The organism is Rhodopirellula sp. JB055, assembly GCF_043100905.1.
Classification (GTDB): domain Bacteria; phylum Planctomycetota; class Planctomycetia; order Pirellulales; family Pirellulaceae; genus Rhodopirellula.
In genome coordinates, this window is record NZ_JBICHO010000574.1 from 1 (window position 1) to 5510 (window position 5510).

The following is a 5510-nucleotide window of genomic DNA, read 5'->3' on the forward strand; positions in this document are numbered from 1 at the left end:
AGTCCGTTTCCGCCCGAGTTGTGTTGCTGGAAATTGGCGGCAAGCAATATGAATTGCGTCCCTCGGGGAAATTATCCGAGGCGGTGGAACTCGAGACTCCGGAACTCGAAACTCCGGAGCAACCAACTGATTCACCGGAAGGCGACTCGAAGGACACTGAGTCATCCAGCGGGGCTGAGGGAGTTCCCGAAGCGGATGAGTCTAGCGATGGCGAAATGAAGGATGAGACGACGGAGGAGGCTAAGTCTTCCGCTGAGTCGGCTGTCGCGGAAGAGCCTTTGACGGAGACTGAGTCAACAGAAACGTCGTCTGATCAACCGGAAAAAGCCGACTCGCCTGCGTCCTCTTCCCCACAATCGCAAGTGGAGTGACCTCAGTTCGGATTGACAATGCAGGGGCCGAGCGATAGTCTCGGTGCACCACCAGGGAAATCGTTCGCCCGGGCCAAATCGGTCCGGGCTGTTTTTTTATCTTTTCGTCACAAGACTTCTCATCGCCATGAATCCGCAAGACATTTTGCGATACGTCGATTCGCTGCATCGCGATAAAAATATCGACCCCGAGTTGCTGTTCCAGGCGATTGAGTCGGCGCTGCAGAGCGCTGCAAAGAAACAATACGGTGAAGACTCCGACGTGATCGTTTCGATCAGTCGTGACAACGGTGCCATCGCCGCCACGTTGGCGGGCGAGCCTCTCGGTGATGATCAAATCGGCCGGATCGGCGCGCAAACTGCCAAGCAAGTCATCATTCAGAAGGTCCGTGAAGCCGAACGCGACGCCCTGATGCTGGAGTACCGGGATCAAATTGGCGAGATCGTGGGCGGAATGATCGGCCGTGCCGACGGTGGTGTCGCCACCGTCAACTTGGGAAATGTGGAAGCCATTCTTCCACGCAGTGAACAAATTCCTGGCGAAAGCCTGCATGCCAACGAACGGGTTCGCGCGATCGTTTTTGAAGTCCGTCCTTCGGGCGGCAATCGTGTGCGCGTCGTTTTGTCTCGAACCCGTCCGCAGTTCGTTCAGCGTTTGTTTGAGCAGGAGATTCCGGAACTGAGCGACGGCGTGATCGCCATCAAATCCATCTCGCGTGAACCGGGTTACCGCAGCAAGGTGGCCGTCAGCAGCGAAGATCAGCAAATCGACCCGATCAGTGTTTGCGTCGGTTATCGCGGCAGCCGAATCAAAGCGGTTCGCGAAGAATTGGCAGGGGAACACATTGACGTGGTTCGCTATGACAGCGACCCAGAAGTCCTAATTCCCAATGCGTTGCAGCCTGCCGAAGTCGATCAAGTTCTGTTGTGCGATATGATTGGTCGCGCAATTGTTTTGGTTCAGGAAGACCAGCTTTCACTTGCCATTGGTCGTCGTGGACAAAACGTGCGTCTGGCCAGCAAATTGTGCGGTTGGGACATTGAGATCATGACCAATGCCGAACTCGAAGAGCAGATCGAAAGAGCGGTCGGCGGGTTCAGCCAGATTCCAGGCATCACAGAAGAGATCGCCCAAGCGTTGGTGGAGCAGGGGTACCTCTCCTATGACGATTTGTCGGTGATCGAGCCTGACCAGTTCATGGAAATGAGCGGTTTGAGCGAAGCGGATGTCGACCGGATTGTCGAAACGGCAGAAGCAAAAGCCGAAGAGGCCGAACAAGCTGCCGCCGAAGAGCGTCGTGTTCGACGTGACCAGGAGCGAACCGAAAAGAGTGCTCCCGCCCCGGTAGCTGCCGAACCCCCTGCCGAACAGACTCCCGCTGAATCTGCTGCGGAAGCGGACGGAGAATCAGCGGGCAACCAATCCGAAGGTTCTGAGAACGTGGAACAAACTTCGTCCGAAGCCAGTTCTGTCGAGGAATCCCCCGCTGAAGAAGTGGTCGCCGAAGAGACGACTGCCGAACAAGTGGAAGAGTCCAGCGAGGCTGTGACGGAAGAAATGAAGGCCGAATCGAACGATTCCGAGCCGGTCGCCGAGACGGTCGATTCGTCTGAGGCGGAAAGTAACAAGCAGGAAGGTTAGGTGAGCCGTTTTCAAAAACGGCCCGCTTACGCTATCCTAGCGTGGGACCGAAGCAAAGTTGGTCTTTGCAGTCGTCCTTGGGACAATTTGAACGCTATGAAATTCCCCGTTGTTTTCAGCAGGTTTGGTGAAATCTCACCGGCTCGCGGTAGCAACGATGGAGGTCTTTTTATGCGATTTTGATGAACGAAACCACGAAGCCGCAACCGCAAGGAATTGCGAGCGGACTTCCCTATCGAATTTGACAGGATCCCGACCCAGTGCCAGTACGCATTTACGCGCTCGCCAAAGAACTGAATCTCGACAGCAAAGAACTCGTTGATGTGGTGAAAAAAGCCGGCATCACGGGCAAAGGTTCCGCGCTGGCAAGTCTCTCGGATGAAGAGGCCCAGCAAGTGCGAGGTCATCTCGCCGGTTCCGCTGCGAAATCTGAATCGAAACCCAAAGTTGCGCCCCCAACGAAGGATACGCCCACGGCGCCCGTCGCGCCCGTTCGAGATTTGAGCGGAGCGACCGGTCGAAAACCGTCTGCGATCAATGTGGGCCGCTCTTCCAAGCCAGCGGATGCCTCAGAACGTCCAGCGCCTGTCGCACCGGTTCGCGATGGTGGCCGTCCGGTTGGAAAGCCCGGGCCAATCGTCCGCACGCCGAAATTGGCGCCTGCTCCAGAGGCGAAGACCCCTGAGCCACCTGCGGCCGACAACTCGCCGAAGCCGGAAGTTCGGTTGCCAAAAACCGGCGGTGTCGGAACTGGGATGGCGTCGCCAAGTGGACGCGGAATTGGCATGGGAGCAAAATCAGAGGCTCCTTCGTCCAAACCCGCCTCTGCGCCCACTGCAAAACAAAAGTCCAAACCGGATGCTGGGGAACGAAAGGTTCCTGAGCAACCCAAACGTGAAGCCGCGGCTGCCACCCCAGAAGACGAGTCTGCTGGCGGCAAGGTGGGCGGATTGGCCAGCCGAATCGCCGGGCGGATGGGCAACAATTCTTCGGGGCGTGTGGTTCCCAACACTCCCGGTTCGCCACTCGCGCCGGTTCGTCGTGACCCCGTCACCGCTGGCGGTAAAATGCGGTCGCTCGACCGTTCACGAAATCGTCCGGAAGAAGGCGGCAAGCCTGGCGAAGCCGGCAAATCCAAGAAACGCGAACCGCGGATCAAGGTCAATCTGGCTCAATTGCCGAGTGCACCGGCCAAACCCACGGCTCCTGCAGGAAGTTCCGGCCCGGCGGCTCAAAAACCAGATATCAAGCTGACTCGCGACGTCATCGAAGGCCACAAGCAGGGCATGAAAGCGCCGCTTGCTCGCCTTGAACAAGATGAAGCGGACAAAAAACAACGAGGCAAAAAGTCCGGCGAAGGCAGCGGTGGAACGATTGGCCGCGGCAAACGCATCATTGAAGAAGACGAAAAGCCAAAGAAGAAGGGATTGGCCGGTATGGCCAGTGCCCGTGCCGAACGTCAACGTGGCGGCGGAGGTCGACGAATCATCGGTTCCGATGGTGGCGATCGTCAGCATTACCGTCGTTCGCGTCCGAGAATTCGTCGCAAAGGCGTCAATACCGCTGCACCGCGAAAAGACAAGGTCCAGATCGAATTGCCATGTACCGTTCGCAGTTTCTGCGAAGCGTCCGGGTTGAGCGTCGCAGATGTGATGCGAACCCTGATGGGCATGGGAATGATGGTCAACATCAACGCCGACATCGATTTTGAAACGGCTGAATTGCTGGCGACGGAGCATGATCTCGACATCGAACTGAAAGCCGCTGAATCGCTCGAACAAGAGCTGATCACGGAAATTGAAGAGGCAGAAGACGAGCCTGATACCTTGGTCGCTCGTCCGCCTGTGGTGACTTTCCTTGGTCACGTCGATCACGGAAAAACCAGTTTGCTGGACAACTTGGTCGGCATCAACGTTGTCAAAGGCGAAGCCGGCGGGATCACCCAACACATCCGTGCTTACAAAATTGAAAAAGATGGTCGCGCGGTGACCTTTGTGGACACACCAGGTCACGAAGCGTTCACCGAAATGCGTGCTCGTGGTGCGAACGTCACTGACATCGCCGTGTTGGTGGTGGCTGCCGACGACGGGATCATGCCCCAAACCGAAGAAGCAATCAGTCATGCGAAAGCGGCGGAAGTGCCGATCGTTGTTGCGTTGAATAAGATTGACTTGGAAGGCGTTGATCCGAACCGCGTCATGACCCAGCTCACCGAACATCATCTCACCCCAAGTGAATGGGGCGGCGATGTCGAAATCGTTCGCACCAGTGCCACCCAAGGCACAGGGATGGACGAGTTGTTGGAAACCTTGTTGACCATCGCTGAACTGAATGAGTATTCCGCCAACCCCGATCGCTCGGCGTTGGGTGTGTGCTTGGAATCAGAGCAGCAGGGTGATCGTGGTGTGGTCGCGAAACTGGTCGTTCAAAACGGAACGCTCCGTGTAGGCGACATTCTGGTTTGCGGTCCGGCCCACGGTCGTGTGCGAGCCATGCAAGACACTTTGACTGGAAAACAGATCACAGAGGCTGGTCCCAGCACTCCTGTGAGCCTGATGGGATTGGACACGCCGCCCGGTGCGGGTGACCGTTTCCACGTCCTCAAGGACATCTCACAAGCGCGTGAAATTGCTAGTGCTCGTGAAGGAGAATCCAGTCGTCAGAGCTTGTCGGGAATCACCACCAAGGTCAGTTTCGATTCGTTCCAAGAAATGCTCGAAGGTGGCAAACTTGGCGAGTCCGCTGACACGGTCAAGCTGAACTTGATCATCCGCGCTGACGCTCGCGGTTCGCTTGAAGCGATCGATAAAGAACTGAGCAAGTTCGATCACCCCGAAGTCGAAATTCGTGTTCTGCAACGCAGTGTCGGCGGCATCACTTTGGCGGATGCGACGCTTGCAAGTGCTTCGGATGCGGTCATCTTGGGTTTCAACGTGATCCCCGATGACAAAGCTCGAGCACTGGCCGAAGAACGCGGAGTTGAGATCCGTCGCTACGACGTCATCTACAAATTGACCGATGACATCCGTTCGTTGATCGAAGGACGTTTGAAACCAGAAGAACGTGTTGTCGAACTCGGCCGTGCGTTGGTCAAACAAGTCTTTTCGATCAGCCGAGTTGGTACGATCGCAGGCTGCTACGTCGCGCAAGGTTCGATTCAGCGGAACTGCCGCATCCGAGTCAACCGAGACGGACGCACGATCGGCGACTACCAACTCGACACGCTTCGCCGGATCAAAGAAGACGTCAAAGAAGTTCCCCGCGGAATGGAATGCGGTATCCGTCTTCAAGGTTTCAACGACATCAAACAGGACGATGTTTTGGAAGCTTACAAGATCGAAGAAGTCGCTCGAAAACTCGACTGAGTTTTTGTGTTCAAAGCAGGTGGCACATGGCATCGGTGTGCCACTGAGTTCGATCCTGGAACGAATTCAATCCACCGATCGGAGCGGGCGTGATAGCCCGCTCTTTGTTTCTTCTGATGCGATTGCATACTC

General features: G+C 56.3%; 2 protein-coding genes and 1 pseudogene. All 3 read left to right on the forward strand.

The genetic code is table 11. The features are described 5' to 3' along the window. Positions 1 to 371: pseudogene (locus ACF8AM_RS22395) on the forward strand (hypothetical protein); the annotation flags it as partial. Between the two features lie 127 nt (positions 372 to 498). Beyond that, complete coding sequence (nusA, locus tag ACF8AM_RS22400) at positions 499 to 2013, forward strand: transcription termination factor NusA (protein ID WP_392557792.1); 1515 nt, start codon at positions 499 to 501, stop codon at positions 2011 to 2013. Positions 2014 to 2273: 260 nt separating this feature from the next. Beyond that, a complete protein-coding gene (gene infB / locus ACF8AM_RS22405) occupies positions 2274 to 5378 on the forward strand; it encodes a translation initiation factor IF-2 (protein WP_392557793.1) in 3105 nt (1034 codons plus the stop codon). Positions 5379 to 5510: the final 132 nt, after the last annotated feature.